This window comes from Flavivirga eckloniae, from assembly GCF_002886045.1.
GTDB classification, from domain to species: domain Bacteria; phylum Bacteroidota; class Bacteroidia; order Flavobacteriales; family Flavobacteriaceae; genus Flavivirga; species Flavivirga eckloniae.
Genome location: NZ_CP025791.1, coordinates 5,241,714 through 5,265,827 on the forward strand (window position 1 = coordinate 5,241,714; position 24,114 = coordinate 5,265,827).

Below are 24,114 nucleotides of genomic sequence, written 5' to 3' on the forward strand. Positions count from 1 at the left end.
TTAGGACAAATTTACTAAAAAATCAATATTAGGACAAGTTTACTAATGAAAAATAGAAGAACAAATATCTTATCAGTTTCCAGAAAGTTATTTAATAAACAGGGATTTAGCAATGTAACTATTAGGATGATTGCACAAGAATTAAGAATAAGTTCAGGGAATTTGAATTATCATTTTAAAAGAAGAGAAGATATTTTAGAGGCTTTATATTTTGAAATGGTTTCAGAGTTTGATTCTCGAGTCAAACAATTGGATGAAAGAGAGATTACTTTTAAAACTGTTAAAGAAGATATTAAATTGAGTATGCAAAAAATGGTTGAGTATCAATTTTTTTGGACAGATTTATATAATTTACTCCAATTAAATAATAAAATAAAACTTCATTTCGAAAAGATTTATGAAAACCGATTTAAAGGGTATCAATTTTTGTTTAGCACTTTAATAGAAAAGCAATATCTGCAAAGTTTTGAATTTATTAATGAGAGTCAATTTTTGATTGAAAGAATGATAGGTTTCAGTAATACTTGGATATACAATTCTCATTTATATCAAAAAGAGATTAATCAAAATTATATAGAACTACAATCTAATAACTTATTGTTTATGATTTATCCTTACCTAACAAATTTGGGTAAAATTGAATATAAAAAACTTATTCCTGATTGTTTTGTGTAATTGGTGGTAACGTCTAGTATAACAAGCGTAGCCTGCCGATAGGCGGCTATGATTTGTTATACATTGTTAGCACCTTTTATTTACTTTTTGTATTAACGAATTTATCAACTGTAATTCCTTCTCCAAAATCTTCAAAACCTCCAATTAAGGGTAACTCATTAAACAGCTTCGAAATCTTATTAGCGTTTTCAGGATGAATTATTTTATAGTCCTTTTCGTCAACAAAAAAACTACCTAATTTAGAAACTAATTCTGAATATTTTATCAGTCCGTCTTCCTTCTTAGTCCTGAATAATTTCTTTATCTTTTTCTGAACAAGAACATAGTCCACTTCTGGTAAAATATATGGGATGTGTTCTGGCCAAACAGCTAATGTATTGACGACATTGGTATTCTTCTTTTTGATGTAAAAAATACCAGGGACAAAATAATTATCGCCTAGTGCGTTTTGTAACGATTTTCTGTTCTTGCTAAATGCCCAAGAATAATTTGATTTATTAAGTTCAAGATAACTAAGCTCCCATTCCTTAAAATTTGACTTAGCAAAATTTAAATTGGATTCTCCCCATTCTTTTTCGAGTATCCCATTTTCATATTTTTTTGGTTCAGGATCTCCCTGAGGATTTAAAATGTGTAAGTCCAAATCTCTTATTAAATTGTCTACTAAGGGAAAACACTCCTTTCCAAAGAACTGAGGTCTTATAAAATTGATATTGAAAGTGAAGTTAGTATCTTCAAAACCATTGAAGTTTTCTTCTTCATCTTCCTCATCTGATTCGTAATATTCGAAGGAGCAATACGCTCCAGTATCTTCATTTTGATAAAACCATTGTGTCTCGTTTTCTTTAGTCACATTTGGCAAATTAGTCAAGTATTTTTCAATATCAGACTTTGAAACTGAACTAGTTGTTTTTTTATAAAAATTTAAATCGTAACTCATTTTCTCTAATTGGTGCCAACATAGATATATAGTTAATATTAACTATATATCTATTATAGTATTAACTACAAACCTAAGGGATTTCGTATTAACTTAAAATTATTTACTGCAACTTAGGTATATATTTCGGTTTGTGCGCCTACTTTTAAAGTTAACAAAAGGAAAAGTAGGCTAACACTTGCAAATTTGTATAAATGTTTTGTATTCACAATAAGTAGGATTAAATTATATATTAATAAAGAAGAGCATTTGGACGATGTTTTACATAGTTCTTATTTTTCATTGCTAAATTACTTTATAAAGAAAAGAGAGAAGGTGATATAATATTCTTTTAATAAGTATAAAATGTTCTATTTTGAGTATTTTGAACTATTTGTCAATTTTGTTATCATAGAATACCATATTTTTTTGGTTAAAACGCGATGGTTAGCAACTGGTAGAAGATAGAATTTTATATTCTAAAGAGAAGTAGTTAAAACAAGCAAAGTTATAAAATCTAAAAATTGTAAATTTAGCCTGGCCGTAAAAGTGATTTCTACATGAAAAATATAATTTACTTTGTTATCTACTATGTATTACTAAGTCCATTATTCATTTGGTCCCAAGAACCTAATCAAGAGTTTCGTTTTGTTAATATAAAAGATGGTATTCCCAAAACCGGGGTTTCAAATATTATTCAAGATCATTACGGTTTTATATGGATAGGAACTACAGGAACCGGTTTGTACAAGTTTGATGGTATAAATTATACAGTTTATAAATATGGGCTACGAGATACAACATCATTAAGTAGTAGTAGAATAGAATGTACGTATCTAGACAGTAAAAATAGGCTTTGGATTGGCACAGAAAATGGCTTAAATCTTTACAACAGGGAGTTGGATCAATTTAAAAGAATCACTGTAGATGATATGCCGCTTAATAATGCTTTCATTTTATCTTTAGAAGAAGATAGCCTAAATAACTTATTAATCGGAACACACGGTCAAGGGTTGTATAAACTGGATCTGGAGACATTTAATATTGAAAGAGTTTTAAGCTCAACATTCGAAAATAGGCTACAGATATATATAAATAATATACAACACTCTAAACAAGGCAAAACTTTTGTAGGGACTAATTTCGGACTCAAAGAAATTGATTTCGTTAACAACAAACTTATACAAACCAGGTTATTTTTAAACGATAAAAAATCTATTAATACCCATATAGAAACACAGCTAATAGATTCTAATAACAACCTGTGGGTAGGTACAAAAGATAAAGGGCTTTTTAAATGTACTTTAAGCGATGATGCTAATAATAATGTTATAGCAGTTGATACATTTAAATTTTCTACTAAAAAAATAATGACTATAGTAGAATTGGCAAATAAAACTTTTATAGTCGGTACAGAAAACGATGGACTTTTTCATATAAAAGCAGATGGAGAAGTTATTAAAAACTATGTTTTAAGTAAAACCGAAGAAAATAGTATTCTTCATAATTCCATCTGGTCATTATTTGAAGATAGCAATAAACGGATTTGGATGGGGTATTTTAATAGTGGTGTGGCCGTTAGCGATAAGCTCTACGATAAATTTTCAGACATTAAAAGCTTACCTACTAACGATAATTCGTTAAGAATAGGGTCGGTTTTGGGTATGGTAGAAGATGAATTTAAAAATATATGGATAGCTACAGATGGTGGGGGCATTGATATTTATAATAAAAAAACGGGCAAAATTTCACATATCAATAGTCAGGAAAAATCAATTTATTCCGGTTTAACAACAGATTATATTAAAACATTACTAGTAGATTCTAAAGGCAATATTTGGGTTGGTAGTTGGGATAGTGGTATTTTTATTCTTAATAAAAACGAAAAAAAGTTCGTTAACTATAATGTAGAAAACACTTCTGGAGCATTAAAAGCGAATACCATTGTTAGTTTGTCCGAAGACTCCAAAGGAACAATTTGGATTGGCACATTTTCGCAAGGGCTTCATTCCTATAACCCGAAAACCAAGACTTTTAAAAAACACGATTCAGATGCTTTTGTTAGTAGCGGACTTTCTACCATAGATGTTAGAAAGGTTTTGGTTGATTCGGAAGATATTATTTGGATAGGAACTACAAACGGCTTGTTTAAAGTAGCGCGATTAAAAGAATCGCTTAGTATTATTTTTTTAGGTAATAAAATGACTGAGGCCTATAAGAATTCTTCAGATGCAAATCATATCCTTGCAATTTATGAGGATTCTAAAGGCCATATATGGATTGGTACACGTGGAACTGGGCTTTGCAAATATGATAAAACAAAAGACGAATATACTTGGTTTAATAAAGACACAGGTTTTAACGTAGAAAATATTTCAGCAATTATAGAAGAGGGTGATAGCAATTTATGGGTAAGTGGGAATACTGGACTTGCTAAAATTGATCTAAAAAATTTTAGTACGACCAACTATACGATTAACGATGGTTTATTATCTAACGATTTTAATTTCGGAGCAGTATTAAAAGGAGACGACGGGCAACTATATTTTGGAAACGTTAAAGGAGTAGATTATTTTAATCCGAAGGAAATAAAAATCAATAATAGCCCACCATTGTTGCACCTTACAGACTTTAAATTATTCAATGAAAAAGTTATTCCAAAAGTTGAAGAGTCTCCACTCGATAAGGTTATTTCAGAAACCGATAGCATTAGTTTAACACATAAACAATCTGTGTTTACCATTGAGTATTCGGGAATTAATTATACCAGACCAGAAAAAAACAATTATGCCTATTATTTAGAAGGTTACGAAACAACCTGGAATTATGTTGGTCAAAAAAGAAGTGCGACCTATACCAATTTAGATGCAGGCGATTATACTTTTAAGCTAAAAGCAGCTAACAACGATGGGGTATGGAATGTAAACCCATTAGAATTAAAGATTACCGTGCTGCCTCCATGGTGGCGAACAAATTGGGCAATCTTTTCATATTTACTAGTATTCCTTTATGGTGTTTATCTATTAAACAAGTTAACACAAAGCAGGATAAAGGAAAAGCAGCAAATAAGAAACGAACGCTTACAACAGGTTCAAAATGATGAGTTAAACAAGAAAAAAATCCAATTTTTCACTAATATCTCGCATGAGTTTAGAACCCCATTAACATTGATTCTTAATCCGCTTAAGGATATACTTAACAATACAACTCTTAATTTACCACAAGAGGTTAATAATAAACATGCCATAATTTATAAGAATACAGATAGACTCTACAGACTCATTAATGAACTTATGGATTTAAGAAAGCTGGAACTGAGAAAAATGAATGTTAGAGCAGAAAAAATCAACCTCATACAGTTTTCAGAAAACATAGCCGGGTATTTTCAAGAAGAAGCTTTTAAAAAGAGTATTTTGTTAAGTGTAGATGCAGATATGCCCGATATAACAGTTTGGGCAGACACGAAAATGCTCGAAAAAATCATATTCAATTTATTGTCGAACGCTATTAAAGTAACTCCAGATGGCGGTTCAATAACAATAGAACTTTTATCGACAGACCAGTTGTACATATTACCATTAATAGACGAGGAAAAACCTATAAAAGTGGTGGAAATAATAATTTCAGATACAGGACCAGGATTAGAAGAAGATCAAGTATCAAAAATATTCGAACGTTTTTATCAAGTTGAAGGTTTAAACAAAACTTATTTTGGAGGCACAGGGATAGGGCTAGAGGTGGTTCAAAATTTTGTAAAACTACATAAAGGTATTATTGATGTTAAAAGTAAAATAGGCGAAGGCACAACCTTTAAAATATTATTTCCAGCTGGTAATACACATTTTACTGAAAATGAAATTGTTTTAAACAGTAAGGCATTGCACCAGAAAAAAGAAGACTTTTTAAGCGTTCCTACGCTAGATATCACTGAGAAACCTAATAGTAATGTTCAGGTTCAAAAAACAGAAACCATACTCATTGTTGAAGACAACGTAGAATTAAGGGACTATTTAAAGTACGAGTTAAGCGATCAATATAAAGTTTTATTGGCTAGTAATGGTAAATCAGGAATAAAAATGGCTCGGGAATCATTTCCAGACGTTATTGTTACAGATGTTATTATGCCAGAAATGAGTGGTTTCGAATTTTGCAAAATTATAAAAACAGATGCGTCAACCAGTCACATTCCTTTATTAATGCTTACAGCAAAATCAACTATCGAAAATAGGATTGAAGGATTAGAAAACGGTGCAGACGCCTACATGGTAAAACCATTCGATCTTAAACTTTTAAAGCTTCGTATTTCGCAATTAATAAAAAGCCGACAATTAATTTTCGACAAATACTTTAGTGCTATAAGTGGTTCGGAAGAGAATAACAATACGAGTTCGATCGATAAAGAATTTATACAAAAACTACTAAGCTATATTAATGACAATATTAGTAATTCAAATTTAAGTGTAGAAGAATTAGCAACCCATTTAAACTTGAGTAGAAGTCAGCTTTACAGAAAAGTTAAGGCACTAACCGGGCAAACCATTAATGAGTTTATAAGAAGAATAAGGCTAGAGCGGGCAAAGCAAACCATTGAAAAAGGCAGCTCGAATATTAGTGAGGCATGTTATAGTGTTGGCTTTACGTCGCCTTCATACTTTTCTAAATGTTTTAAGGCTCATTTTGGGGTGTTACCAACCGAAATAAAGTAATACCCTCCAGTATATTTCCAGATTTGTATCAATACAGTTTAATGCACATTAACCTAGCCACATCAAAAAGTTGAAGTTGATTTCACTTCAATTATTAAAAGCGTTAAAGTATTAGTAATACGTATAGTCTAAAGCATTAATAGTACGTGAATCTTGAATAAGAGAATTTATGTCGGTGTGTGTCCCAGACATGTTTCAGAACTATTTTTTTACAGTCACAGTGCTCTCCTCTTTAAATTAAAGCCGAGAAATGAATTTCGATTTTGATAAAAATAGGAAGAAAGAGGCGTTTTATTAAAAATAACAAACAAATATAACCCTCCGAATCCCGATCTCATCGGGATCCATCTCCCTTTTTAAAAGGGAGGAACACCTTGAATTCTTAAGCAAGAATACGTTAATAGTAGTTTACGATCTTAACTACAATGCTACGAATTTTTGAGTTCATAAAAATCTACAGTTAATAGATATTTCCATTTATAAACTTACTTGTCATCCTTAAAACAGTTAATGTTAAGCCACAAATGTTGCACGACATGAAACATTTGTTGCAAACGCATATAATTTAACCCAGATGCTACAATTCTTTCATATTCTGAATTTTATGTGACAAATAGACTCTTAATGAAATGTTAAGTTTGAGAGTTACATATAATATATGAGTCGGAAAAAAATAAACAAAAGGTTAATATTTGAAATCCTGTTAATTGGGTTTTTAATGTTTTTGTTGGTAATGATGTTTTCGAATATTTGATTTTAAAAAAATAAGAATCTTAAATCATGCAATTAAGAGTAAAAATAGCATTTGTTAAAAACGTTATATTAGGATTACTTATCATATTAAGTGTTTTTTTAGGATGCTCTAAAAAAGAGGTAGCACTCGAAAAATTTAAAGTTAAAAGAGGAACTAACATTGCCCATTGGTTGTCGCAAAGCGATAGAAGAGGTATAGAAAGAGAGCAATTCTTCACTAAAGCAGATGTTGAAAAAGTTGCCAGTATGGGGTTCGATCATATTAGATTACCCATAGACGAAGAACAAATGTGGGATGAAAATGGAAACCGTCATGAAGATGCCTTTCAACTTATGGAAAGCTGCATTAATTGGTGTGCCGAAAACAATCTTAGAGTAATTGTCGACATGCATATTTTAAGATCACATCATTTTAATGCAAAAGAAAAACCTTTGTGGACAGACCCTGCAGAACAAGATAAGTTTTTCGATTTGTGGAAAGACCTATCAAAATCGCTAAAAAAATTCCCAAATAGTTTAGTTGCTTACGAGTTAATGAATGAGGCCGTTGCAGACAATCATGAATCTTGGAATAATTTATTAAACAAAGCCGTTTCTGTTATTCGCGAATTGGAAAAAGAACGCACCATAGTAATAGGTTCGAACAGATGGCAAGCCGTAGATACCTTTGACGCATTACGAGTACCAGAGAATGATAAAAACATCCTTTTAAGCTTTCACTTTTACGAGCCTTTTCTTTTAAGTCATTATGCAGCAAGATGGACCTATTTAAAAGATTATAAAGGCCCAGTACATTACCCCGGTAAAATTTTAACCAGACAAGAATTTGAATCACTTCCAGAAGCTATTAAAGCAAATGCAGAGGTCGAAAAATGGGTAGATAAGGAGTTTAATAAAGAGGTGCTGTTTGATATGTGGCAAAAACCTATTAAAAAAGCTAAAGATTTAGGATTACAATTATACTGCGGTGAATTTGGAATTATTTCTAACGCACCAGAAGAAATAGGGCTTATCTGGTATCAAGATATGATTGAGCTTTTTAACGAAACAGGTATAGGCTATGCCAATTGGAATTATAAAAGCGACAATTTTGGATTGACTCATATGGATGGCACAGAAAATAAAGAACTTATATCAATTGTTTTGAGCAGTAAATAAAGAGAAGTATGTTGAATAATATTATAGAAGCCGGTCTAAACCCTCAAATAGAGACAATGTTTCTAAAGCATTATAAAGAATGGTGCTTGCTTTCTTATAGCTATATGGAAGATATGTCTGAAGCAGAGGATATGGTTCAGGATGTTTTTGTGAAAATTTTAAAAAGAAAAAAAGCTACCAGAATTTTAGATCTCAAAAATTATATTAGTATGGCAGTTCGAAATACCTGTTTAAAGCGGATACAACGAACAAAAAAAACAGAACGGATTAAAGATTATAGTTTAGCTGCTTTATCACCTTCTCATGAAGAGTTTTTAATTGATATAGAAAACAGAACAAAAATAGAAAATGCACTAAACGTTTTACCTACACAAAGTAAGCGGGTTTTTGAATTATGCGTATTAGAAGGTGCTAAATATAAGAGCGCAGCAGATGTATTGGGAATATCAATAAATACAGTGAAGTTCCATTTAAAGAAATCGTTTAAAATATTACGTTTTACATTGCAAAGTGCCTATATTTAGTTAGTTAGCAGAGTCGTTTAATGTGCACCTTTTAAGATGTGTATTATTAGTTTTTACATTTAGGCGCTACCCATTTTTAGTTTTTTCGGGTCATAATTATAAATAGCTTTTATAGCGTCGTGTAATGGACATAGCAAAACTAATAGTTGGAAAACTAGAAACTAGTTTAACCGCAAAAGAAAAGGTGCATTTTAAAAACTGGAAAGAAGCGTCCTATACAAATGAATTGCTTTTTTACCGTCTTGAAGTTTTAAAGCGCAAGGGAATAGATTTTTCTAAAATAACTTATAATATAAATACTCAATTAGCATGGAAGCATGTAAAGAAAGAACTAGAGTAAGATAACATAACATATCAAAAACTAAAACTACTAAATACAAACTAAATAATTAAAACTTCTAAATATGACTAAATGAAATAAGAACTACACAAAACTAACTAAACAAAAAATCGAGAAGTACAGCAATACTTCTCGATACGTAAAATAATCAACTAAAGGATTAGCTAATTATTAATAACATTTCAAAGATATGAAAAACAATAAAAGTTTTGGGCTTATAAGGCTCAATTCACTTAAAATAAACTTAAAAATGAAGGTCACTTTACTTTTGTCTATAGTTTCATTTTTTTTAATTCAGATTCCGACGTATGCTACCCATACGATTTTTGTATTAGAACACAATACGGTTGAGGATATCTATACCCAGAGATCGGTTTCAGGAACTATAAAAGATGAGGAAGGTATTCCTTTACCAGGAGCGAATGTTGTGGTTAAAGGAACAAATAATGGCTCACAAACCAATTTTGATGGTAATTATAATATATCTAATGTATCAGATAATGATATATTGGTTGTAAGCTATATAGGTTATATTACCCAAGAAGTGCCAATTAACGGACAATCTACAGTAAACATTATCCTTGTTGAAGACACACAATCTTTAAATGAGATTGTTGTTGTTGCCTATGGTACAACCAGTAAAAAGGATTTAACAGGAGCAATATCTGTAATAGGAACAGAGGAACTTAATACATTTCCCGCAACAACAGTCGATCAGGCGTTGCAAGGTAAGACCAGTGGTGTTCAGGTTACTGCAAACTCCGGAGCACCCGGTGCGTCGGTTACAGTTAATATTCGTGGTGTGGGTTCTTTTGGAAGCACGACACCTCTTTATGTTGTTGATGGTTTTCCAACAAACAACATTAATTTCATAAACCCGAATACTATCGAATCAATATCGGTTCTAAAAGATGCTTCGGCTACAGCGTTATATGGAGTACGTGCAAGTAATGGGGTTGTAATAATCCAAACAAAGCAAGGAACCAGAGGTCGTATATCTGTTGAGTTAAATTCTTTTATAGGATTCAACACCCAACCGAAAAAAGTTGATGTATTGGACGTTAACCAATTCGCAGGTTTGGCTTTAGAACTTAGTGGTAGCAGTAATGTTGATGTTTCAGGTACAGCTGTACCATATGCAGGATGGAGTAATGCATCGAGTCTTAGAAATATTGACTGGCAAGATGAAGTTTTTAGTCAAGCTTTATCAAAAAGTACGACTTTAACCGTAACAGGAGGAGGAGAAAAGTCTCGAGTAGCTTTTACAGCAGGTATTTTTGATCAGGAAGGAACACTTATTGGTTCAGAATACAAACGTTATGATTTAGCTTTAAATGCTTCTTTTGATATTACAGAAAAATTAAGATTAAAAACGAATACTAAATATGTATCATCTCAAAACTTTCAACCATTAGGAACTGGGCGTGGATCGTTATTAAATCTATATACTACAGTTCCACATTTAGCACCAGCGGGAGAAGCAAATCTTAGAGGCGGAACAAATCCAACAAATCTCCCAGTAGATGCAGAAGGCAATTTTGGTGCATTTCCAGATGTGGTAGGAGAAGCTTTTCGTGATGGAAGAAACTGGGTAGCGAGAGCTTTAGAAAATGATCAAGATAATGTAACCAACACGATATTAACAAATATTGGTGCAGAATGGGATATATATGGAGGGCTTAGTACAAAATTAAATGTAGGAGCAAGAGTTGATAATTTTGCAGGATGGGGCTTCAATCCTAAATATTATAGAAGTAACGGTAATATAGATTTAAGGGAAGATGCTACCTATACATATACGCAAAGTACATCCAACCAGTGGTTAGCAGAATACATTTTACAATATAACAAGACGTTTGCTGAAAAACATACCGTAGATGTGTTAGGTGGTATTTCTGTACAGAGAACATTTAATAAATTTAGCCAAGTGGTAGGTCGTGGTTTCTTAGATAATAGAATTCGAGATATAGCGCAGGCCGAAGCTATTCAAAGTGCAGCAGGTAATTCTTCCAGACAAACATTAGCAAGTACTTTTGCAAGACTAAATTATAGTTTTGACAGTAAATACTATGTTACAGGAACTATAAGAAGAGATGGTGTAGGAGACACCTTTGGAGCAGATAATTTATGGGGTGTATTCCCTTCGTTTGCATTAGGTTGGAACATAGATGAAGAAGCATTTATGGAAGACAGTGCTTTTAACGTGTTAAAATTTAGAGCAAGTTGGGGAGAAACCGGTAACTTTAATGGTATACAACCTTTCCGTTTTGGTACTACATTTAATAATGGAACCCCATTAAACGATTCCAGTTATAGTTTTGGAGGAAATGGTTCTCTAGGTTTGGCACCAGTTGGAGCTTCAAATCCAGGTTTAAAATGGGAAGCACAGCAACAAACCAATATTGGTTTAGAAGGTGAGCTTTTTGGCGGGAAACTCTATTTTACAGCCGATTATTTTAACAGAACGTCCAAAGACTTTTTATTATTTATTAGTAGTCCAGCGCAATCTGGCTTTCCAATAGTACCTGTAAATGGTGGAACTATTGAAAATAAAGGATTTGAACTGTTGGTAGGATACAAAAAAATTGATGGAGACTTTACGTTCGACATCAATGCCAATATTACTACTATAAATAATGAAATTACCGAACTTGATACACCTTCTAACGAAGTTACATTTAGTAACACATTTCTGGATACCTTTTTTGAACAAGGTTTCTGGTATGATATAACAAGATCGAAATTAGGAGGTGAAGCAGGGGCTTTCTATGGTTTTGTTGCCGACGGAATTTTCCAAAATCAAGCCGAAATAGATGCGCTTAACAGTACTGCTCCCGATGGGAATTTTCAGGCAGATGAAACATCTCCTGGCGATCGTAGATTTGCAGATTTAAATGGAGATGGTGAAATTACAGGAGAAGATAGAACGACAATTGGAAGCCCGATACCGGATTTCTACGGAAGCTTAAACTTGAATTTCTCATATAAAAACTTCGACTTAGGTTTGAATTTTTATGGTTCTTATGGAAGTGAAATATTTAACCTAGTAAGACGAGAATTAGAAAGTGCTTCAGGTTATGGTAACAAAGAATCTTTTTCTAATGTAGGTACAGAATATTTTAATAATAGATGGAATGGAGAAGGTTCAACAAATGTGTATGCCAGAGCTTTAATAGATGATAGTAATGTACAGAATAATAGAGCTTCTAGTTATTTTGTTGAAGATGGTTCCTATTTAAGATTACGAAACTTAAATATTGGATACAGATTGCCTTCAAAAATTATAGAGAAATTAGGATTAAATTCTTTTAGAATATATACGAGTATTCAAAATGTATTTACAATTACAGATTATTCAGGATCCGATCCTGAAATTGGTCAAAACTCAGACATAAACGGAAACAGCAACGTAACAACAAGGGGTATTGATGCAGGCGCATACCCACTCTCAAGTTCATTTACGTTAGGATTTAATTTAAAATTTTAAATAGATTGTTATGAATTTAAAAATTAAAAATATTAAGCTATTTGGATTTGGTGTTTTTGGTATCTTTTTAATAGCACTAATATATGGATGCTCAGATAGCTTTTTACAAGACACGAATACAAAAGATTTAACAGAAACCGTGGTTTTTGGGGCAGATGAAACAGCTTTGGCAGCCGTAACAGGTGTTTATGATGGATTTCAAAACGATTCACAGGGAGATCCAGGTTTACCAAACGAATATAATGTAAAAGGTATTTTTAGAATGGCCAATAATATTTCGTTGGATTGGCAGGATAATACACCGAGAGATCAATCTGATTATTTTGATTTTGATCTTGATCCGGATTCAGATGTTCCGGTAAAAATATGGCCAAATAATTACAGAGCCATTGGAAGAGCCAACAATGCCCTTGAGAACTTACAACCTGCCATTGATGCTGGAAGTGTTTCGGCTGAATTAGGCGATCGATTGATAGGGGAAGTTTTAGTGCTTAGAGCTATTGCGTATCAATATTTAGCAGCGACTTATGGAGACGTGCCTTTAATGCTTTCTCAAGGTGATGATCCATTTAAAGGGAAAGATCCGGAAAGTACCGTATACCAACAAATAGTAACAGATATGACTGATGCTGTTAACAGGTTACCATGGTCTCATGATGTTGATAAAGGTCGTGTTACAAAAGGAACAGCATACGCTGTATTAGGAAATGCACATATGTGGTTAGGACAATACGATGAGGCAGTTGCAGCCTTTGAAGCAATAGAAACCGGAGGTGTTACATCATTGGAACCTAACTATCTTGATATTCACGATGTAGATAATAGGAATGGAGTAGAATCTCTTTTTGAGTTACAATGGGCAGCCAATGGTGATTTAGCTTGGAGTAGAAATGATGAAGTGAATATATTACAATTATTTGCAATGCCTACCGATATTACTGGTGGTGGAGGTTTTGCCGGAATTCCAACGAAAGAGTTATACGACTCTTTTGAGGCGGGAGATTTAAGAAGACAAGCTACGGTTATTGGTCCTGGAGAGGAACATCCAGATCCGGATATTAACATTAGTATGTATGATGGCATAAGCATTAATACATGCGGAACAGTTGCTGAACCTTGGACAGGAGGTGACCCAGTGGGAAGAACCGGATATTGGGGTGTAAAATCCTGGAGAGACCATAACATTAACGGATGGGGTAGATCGGTACTTTTTGGACCACAAGGCCACATTTGGATTCGTTATGGAGAAGTGTTGTTAAGTTTGGCAGAATCAGCATTAAAAGCTGGACAAACTGCAAAAGCACAGGCCGCTTTCGATAGAGTAAGAAATCGTGCATGGGGCGGAGCAGCACCTGCCAAAGTAGTATCCATGGATAATATATTACAAGAATATAGACATGAGTTAGGCGGTGAGTTTTCTTTATGGCCTGTAATTAGAAGATCGGGTGAGGCCACTAAATATATGCAAGATACATATGGCGTTACTATTCCGACAGGTCATGAGTTAGTACCAATATCTAATGCAGATTTAAGTATTAACCCTAATTTGGAGCAAAACGACGGATATTAATTATTTGAAAGTGGTTTAATAATGATTTTAATTTTAGGCTTTGAATTATTATAATTCAAAGCCTTTTCCCTAAATTTAAGAGATGAAAATTAGTTATATCGGTCTTGTTTTATTACTCTTATTAATGGCTTGTGAAGAACAACAAGCAAACAAGCAGTTTAGGCTTCTACCATCAAGTGAAACCGGTATTACATTTTCAAACGATATTGTAGAAACCGATAGTTTAAATTATTTTAATTACCCTTACATGTATATGGGAGGTGGCGTATCTGCGGGAGACATCAATAACGATGGTCTTGTAGATTTGTTTTTTACAGCCAACATGAAACCCAATGTACTTTATTTAAACAAAGGCAATTTTAAGTTTGAAAATATTACCAATACAGCAAAAGTAGCTGGCGATGATAGATGGGTAACCGGAACCACTATGGTAGATATAAATAATGATGGTTATTTAGATATTTATGTAAGCGTTTCGGGAAAAGGAACGAACAGAAATAATCTCCTGTATGTAAATAATGGCGATACTACATTCACAGAAAAATCTGAAGCCTATGGTATTAACAATAATGGACATACCACACAAAGTACATTTTTTGATTACGATAATGATGGCGATCTAGATTTATATCTGGCAAACTACCCGCCAACACCTTTTAAAAGTCCTGTAGAGCTTTATAAGCACAAAGCAAATCATCCTAAAATAGAAGAATCTGATATTTTATATCGAAACAATGGCGATGGTTCCTTTACAGATGTTACCGTTGAAGCCGGCATCTTAAATTTTGGTTTGTCTTTAAGTGCTACAATTGCCGATTTTAATAATGATGGATGGAAAGATATTTATGTTTCCAACGATTTTGATTCTGCAGATTATCTGTACATCAACAATAAGAATAGCACGTTTACGGAAATAGCAGGGAAATCGCTTAACCATACCGCGCAATATGGTATGGGGGCAGATGTTGCCGATTATAACAACGATAACCTTATGGACATAGCCCAAGTGGATATGACCCCCGAAGACAACAGAAGATCTAAAGCCAATATGGCAAGCATGAATCCAATAGGATTTACTAAAATGATAAACGCAGGTTTAAACTACCAGTATATGCAAAATTGTCTTCAGCTTAACAGAGGAAATGATGACACAGGCAGTCCCGTTTTTAGTGAAGTATCCAGATTGGCTGGTATAGCTACAACCGACTGGAGTTGGTCAATCCTTTTTGCAGATCTGGATAATGATGGTTGGAAAGATGTAACCGTATCTAATGGTACAAGAAGAGATATAAATAATAGAGATTACTTTAATAAGTTAAAATCCAGAAATCATTTTGGAGGTGTAAAACTATCGGCAGAAGAAATAAAAAAAATTCCATCAGAGAAAGTATCAAACTATGTTTATAAAAATACTAAAGACTATACATTTAAAAATATGGTGTCCGAATGGGGTTGGGAAGAAAAAACCTTTTCTAACGGTGCCGTTTATGCCGATTTGGATAATGATGGCGATTTGGATTTTGTTATAAACAACATAGACCAAAAAGCATCAGTTTACAAAAACAATAACCTAGATAACAATAACTATTTACAAGTCACTCTAAAAGGCCCAAAAACCAATAAAAATGGTTTAGGGGCTAAGGTTTACATTTCTTCCGATTCATTGAATCAGTTTAATGAGTTAACGCTATCCAGAGGTTTTCAATCGTCGGTAAGTCCACAATTGCATTTTGGCATAGGGAAGGCACAAAACATTTCTAAAGTACGTGTAGTGTGGACAAATGGCACAGTTTCAGAAATAAAAGATGTAACAGCAAACCAAAACCTAGTAGTAGACTTTACCACAGCAGTTAAACCGACCAAGTCAGGTTTAATACATGATCCCGTTTTTAAAACAGCCGTTTTAGACTCGCTTAAAGTAGACTTTAAGCATACAGAGAATGTGTATGACGATTATTTTTCCGAACCACTTCTTCCTCACAAAACATCTATGCTAGGATCTGGTATAACAGTTGCAGATGTAAATGGGGATGGCTTAGACGATTTTTATATAGGAGGTGCATCAAAACAACCTGGAGCTCTCTTTATACAAAATGCAAAAGGAACGTTTGTTAGGACAAACCAACAAATATGGGAGGTCGATAAAGAAAGAGAAGATATGGGGGCTCTGTTTTTCGATGCTGATGCCGATGGTGATCAAGATTTATACGTAGTAAGCGGAGGTAATGAAAAAAGCGATGAGGTATCGCACTTTCAAGACCGTTTGTATTTAAATAATGGCAAAGGGAAATTTACTAAAGGAGAAACGAGTCTGCCAATAATGGAGACTAGCGGCTCTAGAGTAAAAGCTGGAGATTACGACGGAGATGGGGATTTAGATTTATTTATTGGAGGCCGATTGGTTGTTGGTCAATACCCATGGCCTACGAAAAGCTATATTTTAAATAACGATAATGGTGTTTTTAAAGATGTAACTGCGCAGTTGGCACCCGATTTTAACACATTGGGAATGGTAACCGATGCTATTTGGACAGATTTTGATGCAAATGGAACACTGGATTTAATTATAGTAGGCGAGTGGACACCCGTTTTGTTTTACAGCAATACAGGAGATACGTTTAAAAATGTTACAAAAAGTACAGGTTTGGATAATACGAACGGTTGGTGGTTCAGCATTACCCAAGATGATTTTGATAATGATGGCGATATGGATTATGTATTAGGTAATCTGGGACTTAACTATAAGTATAACGCAACAGCAGAAGAGCCTTTTGAAGTATATGCTGACGATTTTGACGGTAATAACAGAAAGGATATTGTTTTAAGTTATTATAATTTTGGTAAGCTGTTTCCTGTGCGAGGTAAGTCGTGCTCATCACAACAAATGCCATCACTAAGTAAAAAGTTTGAGCAGTATAATGAGTTTGCAGTAGCAGAAGTCGCTGAGGTATACGGAAAAGAAGAATTGGAAAACGCAGAAATTCATTATAAAGCACAAACGTTTGCCAGTAGTTATATAGAGAATTTAGGTGGAGGTAAGTTTAAGCTAATGCAACTTCCTAACGAAGCCCAACTCTCATCGGTAAATAAAATAATCTCAGACGATATTGACAACGACGGGTTTAAGGATATTTTAATTGCCGGAAACTTATATGCATCAGAAATAGAAACTCCAAGAAACGATTCTAGTATAGGCACCTATTTAAAAGGCGATGGCAAAGGGAATTTCTTTCCTGTTCCTAGTATAACATGCGGTTTATCAATAAGGGGTGATGTAAAGGACTTAGCCACATTACGAGTTAATGGCGATAAATACATTATAGCTGTTAAGAACAACGATTACCCACAATTTATTATGATAAACTAAGATGTTATATGAAAAAACGATCCCCAAATTTTAAAATCCGAAAATATTTCGGTCTTATTATAGTTTTACTTGTTTTATGTTTTTTAGTGTACAAAAACGCATCCGATTTTTCCCTATTTAGTACCTATGTTCCTGTTGAGCCTATAGCTGTACACAATAACGGAAAGGGTTTTGCTGGGTCTGCAACCTGTGTAGAATGCCATTTAGAAATATATAACACGCATATTGAAACCGCACATTACAAATCAACAGCCAAAGCAAATTTAAAAACAGTAAAGGGAAGTTTTACACCTCCCAAAAACAGTTTTAGTTTAAATGATTCCATAGAATTTAAGATGGAAAATAGAAACGGTTTGTTGTATCAAGAGGCTTTTTTAAAATCCGATAATCAACGTATTAGTAGCTCGCGTTTCGATATTACCATTGGTTCCGGAACTAAAGGACAATCTTATTTAAAATGGAAAGATAGCTCCCTGTACCAATTACAAGTTACATATTTTACATCCAATGATAGTTGGGTTAATAGTCCGGGATATCCGTCTGATCGGCTAGCTTCCGATAGACCTATTTTTGAAAGATGCTTAGAATGTCATATGACCTATGCTAAAAGCACAAAACAGTTTAATAAACGTAACAGTTACAGAAAATCTCAAATAGTTTACGGTATAGATTGCGAACGTTGTCATGGCCCGGCACTAGACCATGTAAATTTTCATAGAGAAAACCCATTAGATACTGTTGCCATGCACGTGGTAAAACATAGTGACTTAACTAGACAACAAAATTTAGATGCCTGTGCTTTATGCCATTCTGGATTAAGAATGCGAAGGAGTAAGGATCCTTTCATTTTTGTAACAGGAGATACTTTAAATAAATTTTCCACTCCAGATTATACAGAGAAAGATTTGGAAGAATTAGATGTTCATGGAAATCAATACGGATTACTTTCTGCTAGTAAATGTTTTAAGAAAAGTGATGCTATGAATTGTACCACATGCCATAACCCACATGAAAACCAAAGAGGCAACCGTGTGTCATTCAACAAAAAATGCCAAAGCTGCCACGGTAAGGGTGATGGGTTTCATGGTGTTTGTACAGCATCAGAAGCAAGTAAAGAAGCTTCTAATAATAATTGTATTCAGTGCCATATGCCTATAGTACTTTCAAAAACAATGAAAATAGAAACCTCTGCAGATACATTAAATCCTGTACCAGTACGTACCCATTTTATCGGAATTTATTAGTGAAACTCTATTTTGAAAAGTTGCGAAGCAAAGCATTCAAAAAATAAGTAGAACTAATCCCGCTTCCTGTGCTGAACTTGTTTCAGTATCTGGCGGGGTCTTAGGTCTAATATCGGAATTTAAAAAGAATATTTTCAATTGTATGCCTCGTGCGCTTGCCTCAAGGATCATTTACTAAGAGTCATCAATAAAATAATATCTTTAGTAATTTACTATTGCTTTAGGTAACATTAAGATTTATAGTGATTTAAAACTACTTTTAAATTTAGATGTTTGTTTTGGCAGCTATTCGAATAGCTGCCACATATTTTTTTACTACTATTTGTCGCTTTAACGCTACCCGTTTTTCTTTCCATTGGGTCTTAGTATTAAACGAGTTTTCGTAGAGAAGATTTCGGAATTTACGTTGATATAGTATTAATTTAATGAGAATCTTATTTAAGCGTTCAAGATGTCACTTTGAGTGATCTCGGAGAAAACCGGGATCACTCAAACTGACATAAATTTTCTTATCCAAGATTCACGTTGATTTAGGGTGTATTAACGTTTGCCCCAATTAAATATTAAAGCCTAATAGGTATTAGAAATAATAAAAGATGTTAAAATTGTTTAAGCCATTTATTTTGTTTGTCCTCACAAATCACCAGAATTCTTATGTTCAAAGAAAAACTTTAAGAATAAGTTTCATTCCAATAAAAAATACAACGAAGCAAGTTTGTAAAAAAACGTTTTTGTTTGTCTTTATAATGTTAATGAGTTATTCGGTTGATGCACAAAAAACACAAATAATGGAAAAAAAGATAGATAGTATACTCACTTTATTAACCCTGGAGGAAAAAGTAGCGATGTGTCATGCACAATCCAAATTTAGCACACCCGGAGTTCCGCGTCTTGGAATTCCCGAAATATGGATGTCTGATGGTCCCCATGGTGTACGTGCAGAATTAAAATGGGATAGCTGGGATTATGCAGAGTGGGGAAATGATTCCATAACGGCCTTTCCGGCTCTAACCTGTTTGGCTTCTACATTCAATCCGGCCCTATCCAAAGCCTATGGCGTTAGTGTTGGAGAAGAAGCACGCTATAGAAAAAAGGACGTGTTATTAGGGCCAGGCGTTAATATTTACAGAACGCCATTAAACGGAAGAAACTTCGAATATATGGGAGAAGATCCATATTTAGCCTCTAAGTTGGTGGTGCCCTATATAAAAGGCGTTCAGGAAAATGGCGTGGCAGCCTGTGTGAAACATTTTGCCGTTAACAACCAAGAGTTATGGAGAGATCATATTAATGTTGAGGTAAGCGATAGAGCACTTTATGAGATTTATTTACCAGCTTTTAAAGCATCGGTTATAGAAGGCGGTGTTTGGGCTATAATGGGATCCTATAACAAATTTAGAGGGCAATATTGTAGCCATAATGAATTACTGCTTAACAAAATTTTAAAAACAGATTGGGATTTTGATGGGGTTGTAATAAGCGATTGGGGAGCTACACATAACACCTATGAGTCTGCCATGTTCGGTTTGGATATGGAAATGGGAACAGGAACAGATGGATTAGGAACAACGGCACTTAATCATTACGATCGTTATTACCTCGCATTGCCGTTTTTAGAATCAATAAAAAAGGGAGAGATTGATGAAGCCGTTGTTGATGATAAGGTTAGACGCATTCTTAGATTGATGCATAGAACTAACATGAACCTAAACCGGCCTTGGGGAAAAATGAATAATGTAGAGCACCATGATGTAGCACGTAAAGTTGCAACAGAAGGGATTGTGCTATTAAAAAACAAAGAAAGTTTCTTTCCCATAAAAGATAAAAAAGAATTAACTATAGCTGTAATTGGAGAAAATGCAACACGTTCAATGACATTAGGTGGCGGTTCTTCTGAATTGAAACCGCAATTTGAAATATCGCCATTAGAAGGCTTAAAAAAACGATATAAAAATGCTAAGATTTTACACACTATGGGGTTTGCCTCAGGACCATCGGCTTACGATGAAGTACTACCATCGCCTTATAATGCCGATTCTCTTAAAGTTGAAGCCCTTAAATTAGCTAAAAAAGCAGATGTCGTATTGTTTTTTGGAGGATTGAATAAAAGCCATCATCAGGATTGCGAAGGTGACGACAGAAAACAATTCAAACTACCCTTTGGGCAAGACGAATTACTAGACGATATTATAGCTCTTAATAAAAATACAGGCGTGATATTGTTAACTGGTAATGCTGTAGAAATGCCTTGGTTAGGAAAAATTAATGGACTTATACAAGGTTGGTACCTTGGTAGTATAGCAGGAAATGCTCTGGCAGATGTTATTAGTGGTGATGTAAACCCATCTGGAAAATTACCTTTTTCATTTCCAGTAAAACTAAAAGATAATGCCGCACATTATTTTGGTGAATTGTCGTATCCCGGAGACAGTATTAATCAATACTATAAGGAAGATATTTTAGTAGGATACCGTTGGCACGATACTAAAAAAATCAAACCGTTATTTGCTTTTGGCGAAGGACTGTCTTATACCTCATTCGAACTTAAAAACTTCAAATTGAAACAAAAAACATATACAAAGGACGAAAACATTATTGTTTCTGGTGAGGTATTGAACACAGGAGGTTTGGATGGAGCAGAAGTCGTTCAAGTTTATATAGGAAAGCCTAAATCGAAAGTAAAAAGAGCCGTCAAAGAATTAAAAGGATTTAAAAAAGTGATTGTTGAAAAGGGAGAAACTAAATCTGTAGAAATAACAATTAATGTAAATGATTTGGCTTTTTATGACGAGAGCATTTCAGACTGGAACTTAGAGAAAGGAAGTTATATAGCTTACATCGGTAATGCATCCAATAACGTAACAGAGAAGATAAAATTTGAAATCAAATAAAATAGCAGCCTTTCAAAATCTTAAAAATTAATGCCTTTTTAATGAAACAGTATTTAGCAATTATAGCACTCGTTTTAATGAGTTGCTCTCAAAATAAAACCACAACCGTTAAAAACAACGGTGAAGAAAAGTTTATAGACAGTGTATTGGCAACGATGTCTATAGATGATAAAATAGGGCAAACCAATTTAAGAGGAACGTCGAGTAGAGCTAAAACTTTGTCGGAAGAATTAAAGGAAGATGTAAGACAAGGTAAAGTGGGAGCATTGCTAAATGTTATGAAGGTTGAGTTTGTAGACGAGCTTCAAAAAATAGCAGTAGAGGAAAGTCCTAATAAAATCCCTTTAATTTTTGGAAGGGATGTTGTTCATGGGTTTAAAACCATATTTCCCATTCCTATAGGCTTGGCAGCTTCATGGGATACGGAAATAGCAAAATCGTCATCCAGGGTTGCAGCTATAGAAGCCAGTTCTGTTGGAATTCGTTGGACCTTCGCACCCATGTTAGATATTGCTAGAGATAGCCGTTGGGGAAGAATAGCAGAATCTCCCGGAGAAGATCCATATTTAGCATCTGTATTAGGAAAAGCTTATGTTGAGGGTTTTCAAGGAGATTCCTTAAATAATCCAACAAGCATAGCCGCATGTGCTAAGCATTATATAGGTTATGGTGCAGCTATGGGAGGTAGAGACTATAATACCACAGTAATCCCCGAAGCATTGTTACGCAATGTGTATTTACCTCCCTTTCAATCTGCTTTAAACGCTGGAGCGGCAACTGTAATGACATCTTTTAATGAAATAAATGGTATTCCGGCAACCGGAAATGAATTTTTATTAAAACAAGTTTTAAGAGATGAGTTAAAGTTTGACGGGTTTGTAGTAAGCGACTGGGACTCTGTTGTAGAAATGATTGCTCATGGCTATGCAAGAGATGAAAAACATGCTGCGGAACTGGCAGCCAAGGCAGGCATGGATATGGAAATGACCAGTAACGCTTATGAGCTTCATCTAAAAAAGCTGATTGAACAAGGCAAGGTTACAGAAGGGCAGCTCAATGTATTTGTAAAGAATATTTTAAGAATAAAATATAGATTAGGGTTGTTTAATACCCCTTATAGGGATAAAAATAATGAGGCAGCTTTTTATGCAAAAGCACATTTGGAAGAAGCCAAGGAAGCTGCGATTAAAAGCTCGGTACTGCTAAAAAATGAGCAGGTATTGCCTATGTCGAGCCAAACAAAAGTAGCTTTAATAGGTCCTTTGGCCAATGCCCCGTTAGATCAAATGGGAACTTGGACATTCGATGGTGAAAAGGCACACACTATAACGCCTTTAAAAGCATTTGAAACTGCTAACGTAAACTTTACTCATATAAAAGCATTAACGCATAGTAGAGACCGATCGAAAGCACAGTTTAAAAGTGCTGTTAATGCAGTAAAGAATTCTGATGTGATCGTGTTTGTAGCGGGCGAGGAGGCTATTCTGTCTGGAGAGGCACATAGTAGGGCAAATATAGATCTGCCTGGGGTACAAGAAGACTTGATAAAAGCATTGAGTGAAACAGGAAAACCTATAGTTTTAGTTATTATGGCTGGGCGTCCCATTACCATTACAAACATTATTGATGATGTAGATGCCGTTTTAATGGCTTGGCATCCCGGTACTATGGGCGGTGTGGCATTGCAGGAGATTCTTTTTGGATTAAGGGAACCAGAAGGCAGATTACCAGTATCCTGGCCGAAAACTGCCGGACAGTTACCTTATTTTTATAACCATAAAAATACGGGCAGACCTGCTAATAAAAAAGATTATGTTGCTATGTATGATATTCCTGTAGGTGCTTGGCAAAGTTCCTTAGGTAATGATTCCCACTATTTAGATGTGGGGTATACACCACATTTTCCGTTTGGTTTTGGTTTAGGGTATACAGCGTTTAAATATACCGATTTAGAAATATCAAAAGACACCATTGGTTTTAACGAAACCTTACAAGTAAAAGTTTCTATTACAAATGTCGGGGAAAGACCCGGTAAAGAAGTCGTACAGTTTTATGTACAGGATGTAGTTGGTAGTATAACCCGACCAGTTAGAGAGTTAAAAGGGTTTCAGCACATCAGTTTAAATAAAGGAGAAACAAAAGAGGTGGTATTTAAATTATCGACAGGGGCGTTAGGTTTTTCGAATCATAAAATAATGCATACTGTTGAAGAAGGTGATTTTAATTTATGGGTGGGGGCCCAGGCCACCTCTGGTTTAAAAGGTGCTTTCTATCTTAAAGAATATTAGGGTGATATAAATTTTTATGTTTGCAGGGTACTCCAAATGCTATTCTATACAAAGGTTTGAATATGGGACATTTGGCATTTCGAAATATCTGCCTTCAAACCGTTATAAATAGCTAAATCGGCTCATATTTAAATTCAGCACTATTCTTCAAATAACCTAATATTTATTGTTTTGTTGCGTTTCTTTCAAAAA

Annotated in this window: 12 protein-coding genes; 11 read left to right on the forward strand and 1 reads right to left on the reverse strand. The window is 34.2% G+C overall.

Annotated features, from left to right (window positions below; all coding sequences use genetic code 11):
- Window positions 1-45 precede the first annotated feature (45 nt).
- Window positions 46-675, forward strand: a complete 630-nt coding sequence (locus tag C1H87_RS21695; protein WP_102757827.1) for a TetR/AcrR family transcriptional regulator — start codon at window positions 46-48, stop codon at window positions 673-675.
- Between the two features lie 76 nt (window positions 676-751).
- Here C1H87_RS21695 and C1H87_RS21700 read toward each other — a convergent pair whose 3' ends face one another.
- Window positions 752-1,615 carry a hypothetical protein gene (locus C1H87_RS21700; protein WP_102757828.1) on the reverse strand — a complete coding sequence of 288 codons (864 nt, stop codon included), beginning with the start codon at window positions 1,613-1,615 and terminating at the stop codon, window positions 752-754.
- A gap of 539 nt (window positions 1,616-2,154) precedes the next feature.
- Between C1H87_RS21700 and C1H87_RS21705 the strand changes: the two genes are divergently transcribed.
- The 10 genes from C1H87_RS21705 (at window position 2,155) to C1H87_RS21750 (ending at window position 23,922) form a co-directional block, all read left to right on the forward strand.
- Window positions 2,155-6,300: a hybrid sensor histidine kinase/response regulator transcription factor gene (locus C1H87_RS21705; RefSeq protein ID WP_102757829.1), complete on the forward strand. Its 4,146-nt coding sequence runs from the start codon at window positions 2,155-2,157 to the stop codon at window positions 6,298-6,300.
- 780 nt (window positions 6,301-7,080) lie between these two features.
- Complete coding sequence (locus C1H87_RS21710) at window positions 7,081-8,211, forward strand: glycoside hydrolase family 5 protein (RefSeq protein WP_102757830.1); 1,131 nt, start codon at window positions 7,081-7,083, stop codon at window positions 8,209-8,211.
- An 8-nt stretch (window positions 8,212-8,219) separates the two neighbouring features.
- Window positions 8,220-8,735 (forward strand): sigma-70 family RNA polymerase sigma factor, encoded by a 516-nt coding sequence (locus C1H87_RS21715; RefSeq protein WP_102757831.1) that lies wholly within the window; start codon window positions 8,220-8,222, stop codon window positions 8,733-8,735.
- A gap of 124 nt (window positions 8,736-8,859) precedes the next feature.
- Window positions 8,860-9,075, forward strand: a complete 216-nt coding sequence (locus C1H87_RS21720; RefSeq protein WP_102757832.1) for a hypothetical protein — start codon at window positions 8,860-8,862, stop codon at window positions 9,073-9,075.
- 190 nt (window positions 9,076-9,265) lie between these two features.
- Entirely contained in the window at window positions 9,266-12,562 is a 3,297-nt protein-coding gene (locus tag C1H87_RS21725) for a SusC/RagA family TonB-linked outer membrane protein (protein ID WP_102757833.1), read from the forward strand.
- A gap of 10 nt (window positions 12,563-12,572) precedes the next feature.
- Window positions 12,573-14,132 (forward strand): RagB/SusD family nutrient uptake outer membrane protein, encoded by a 1,560-nt coding sequence (locus C1H87_RS21730; RefSeq protein WP_102757834.1) that lies wholly within the window; start codon window positions 12,573-12,575, stop codon window positions 14,130-14,132.
- Window positions 14,133-14,214: 82 nt separating this feature from the next.
- Window positions 14,215-17,499, forward strand: coding sequence for a VCBS repeat-containing protein (locus C1H87_RS21735; RefSeq protein WP_102757835.1), 3,285 nt, complete (start codon window positions 14,215-14,217; stop codon window positions 17,497-17,499).
- 8 nt (window positions 17,500-17,507) lie between these two features.
- A complete protein-coding gene (locus C1H87_RS21740) occupies window positions 17,508-18,743 on the forward strand; it encodes a multiheme c-type cytochrome (protein ID WP_102757836.1) in 1,236 nt (411 codons plus the stop codon).
- Window positions 18,744-19,489: 746 nt separating this feature from the next.
- Window positions 19,490-21,634, forward strand: a complete 2,145-nt coding sequence (locus C1H87_RS21745; protein WP_102757837.1) for a beta-glucosidase — start codon at window positions 19,490-19,492, stop codon at window positions 21,632-21,634.
- Window positions 21,635-21,675: 41 nt separating this feature from the next.
- A complete protein-coding gene (locus tag C1H87_RS21750) occupies window positions 21,676-23,922 on the forward strand; it encodes a glycoside hydrolase family 3 N-terminal domain-containing protein (protein ID WP_233783250.1) in 2,247 nt (748 codons plus the stop codon).
- Window positions 23,923-24,114: the final 192 nt, after the last annotated feature.

Excerpts from the sequence above, each read along its gene's own strand:
- C1H87_RS21695 (WP_102757827.1), top strand. The coding sequence starts at position 46 with ATGAAAAATAGAAGAACAAATATCTTATCAGTTTCCAGAAAGTTATTT.
- C1H87_RS21700 (WP_102757828.1), bottom strand. The coding sequence starts at position 1,615 with ATGAGTTACGATTTAAATTTTTATAAAAAAACAACTAGTTCAGTTTCA.
- C1H87_RS21705 (WP_102757829.1), top strand. The coding sequence starts at position 2,155 with ATGAAAAATATAATTTACTTTGTTATCTACTATGTATTACTAAGTCCA.
- C1H87_RS21710 (WP_102757830.1), top strand. The coding sequence starts at position 7,081 with ATGCAATTAAGAGTAAAAATAGCATTTGTTAAAAACGTTATATTAGGA.
- C1H87_RS21715 (WP_102757831.1), top strand. The coding sequence starts at position 8,220 with ATGTTGAATAATATTATAGAAGCCGGTCTAAACCCTCAAATAGAGACA.
- C1H87_RS21720 (WP_102757832.1), top strand. The coding sequence starts at position 8,860 with ATGGACATAGCAAAACTAATAGTTGGAAAACTAGAAACTAGTTTAACC.
- C1H87_RS21725 (WP_102757833.1), top strand. The coding sequence starts at position 9,266 with ATGAAAAACAATAAAAGTTTTGGGCTTATAAGGCTCAATTCACTTAAA.
- C1H87_RS21730 (WP_102757834.1), top strand. The coding sequence starts at position 12,573 with ATGAATTTAAAAATTAAAAATATTAAGCTATTTGGATTTGGTGTTTTT.
- C1H87_RS21735 (WP_102757835.1), top strand. The coding sequence starts at position 14,215 with ATGAAAATTAGTTATATCGGTCTTGTTTTATTACTCTTATTAATGGCT.
- C1H87_RS21740 (WP_102757836.1), top strand. The coding sequence starts at position 17,508 with ATGAAAAAACGATCCCCAAATTTTAAAATCCGAAAATATTTCGGTCTT.
- C1H87_RS21745 (WP_102757837.1), top strand. The coding sequence starts at position 19,490 with ATGTTAATGAGTTATTCGGTTGATGCACAAAAAACACAAATAATGGAA.
- C1H87_RS21750 (WP_233783250.1), top strand. The coding sequence starts at position 21,676 with ATGAAACAGTATTTAGCAATTATAGCACTCGTTTTAATGAGTTGCTCT.